Source organism: Oculatella sp. LEGE 06141, assembly GCF_015207605.1.
Classification (GTDB): domain Bacteria; phylum Cyanobacteriota; class Cyanobacteriia; order Elainellales; family Elainellaceae; genus Oculatella.
In genome coordinates this window covers 1-1256 of the sequence record NZ_JADEWO010000146.1, presented here as the reverse complement: position 1 = coordinate 1256, position 1256 = coordinate 1, and the positions used below count along the sequence as shown (strand labels likewise).

Here is a 1256-nt window from a genome sequence, read left to right as displayed (position 1 = left end):
CACTATCTGGCTCGACTACATCGCAAAACATTGTGCTATTCCAAATCAGAAGAAATGCTGAGGCAGTCAATCCGCTTGCTACTTCACTACTTGAGATTTGGCGATGTCCCGATTCCTGCTTGATTCCTCCCGCTATTCAGCAACGCCGGAATTTGTTCATTCACCCTAAATAGCTGGATATACAGAGTTACTCTGTACAATAAATTGTTAGCTATTCAGTAATTGTTATCCTAGATCTAGGAGATGCACGCTAGCCTTGGAAGCACTGAATGCACATTATCCTTGGAGGTACTGGCAATGTTGGTTCAGCCGTAGCGCGGGCACTACTCAAACGGCGTGAACCCGTTCTTGTCGTCACTCGCAATCCCTCAAAAGCCGAAGGATTGTGTCAAGACGGTGCCAATGTTGCAGTAGCCGATGTGCATGATACGGAGAAGCTTCGGGGCATCTTTCGTCAAGGTCAGCGGTTGTTTTTACTTAATCCGCCCGCTGTTCCTTCCTCCGATACGACTGATGAAGAGCGACGCAGCTTAGCAGCTATCTTGAGGGCGATCGATGGGACAGGTTTAGAGAAGATCGTAGCCGAATCAACGTATGGAGCCCAACCTGGAGAACGAATAGGCGATTTAGGTGTGCTTTATGAGATGGAGCAGGCACTAGCTGCCCAACCGATTCCCACCACAATTATTCGAGCCGCTTATTACATGAGCAATTGGCGCGCATCTTTACAAACAGCCCGCGAACAGAGAGTGGTACAGACGCTTTTTCCAGAAGACTTCAAATTGCCGATGGTTGCTTCATTAGATATCGGTGAGATAGCGGCTCGTTTAATGACTGAACCGATCGAGCAGACGGGGATTCATTATGTTGAAGGTCCCGATCGCTACTCGTCACAAGAGGTAGCGGCTGCATTTGCGACGGTACTAGGGCGTCCTGTTGTTGCTGAATCTATTCCTCGCAACCAATGGTTGACGATGTTCAAGAGTATAGGTTTCTCGGATGAGTCGGCTGAATCTTTCGCCAGCATGACAGCAGCGACACTCAATGAAACATTTCCAGACGCAAACTCTGTTGAGCGGGGTATGACTGCACTGCACAATTATCTTTTGCAGATGGTGCAATCAATCAATCCTAAGTAAGGTGACTGGAAGTCCGTCTCTCTGTGCAGCCAGCTAACAATTCCGTTGCACACCGACTGTATGAAAATTATTGGCTAGGTTCGAGAAGTCGTCTGAGGCGGGTGAACAGGGTTGTTA

Annotated in this window: 1 protein-coding gene and 1 pseudogene; both read left to right on the top strand. The window is 48.2% G+C overall.

Going from position 1 to position 1256, the window contains the following annotated elements; genetic code table 11:
* Positions 1–123, top strand: a pseudogene (locus IQ268_RS31980) (IS1 family transposase); the annotation flags it as partial.
* A 146-nt stretch (positions 124–269) separates the two neighbouring features.
* On the top strand, positions 270–1139 hold the full coding sequence (locus IQ268_RS31975) for an NmrA family NAD(P)-binding protein (protein ID WP_193887512.1): 870 nt from the start codon (positions 270–272) through the stop codon (positions 1137–1139).
* Positions 1140–1256 lie beyond the last annotated feature (117 nt).

Coding starts and splice junctions, on each gene's coding strand:
- IQ268_RS31975 (WP_193887512.1), top strand. CDS start 270: ATGCACATTATCCTTGGAGGTACTGGCAATGTTGGTTCAGCCGTAGCG.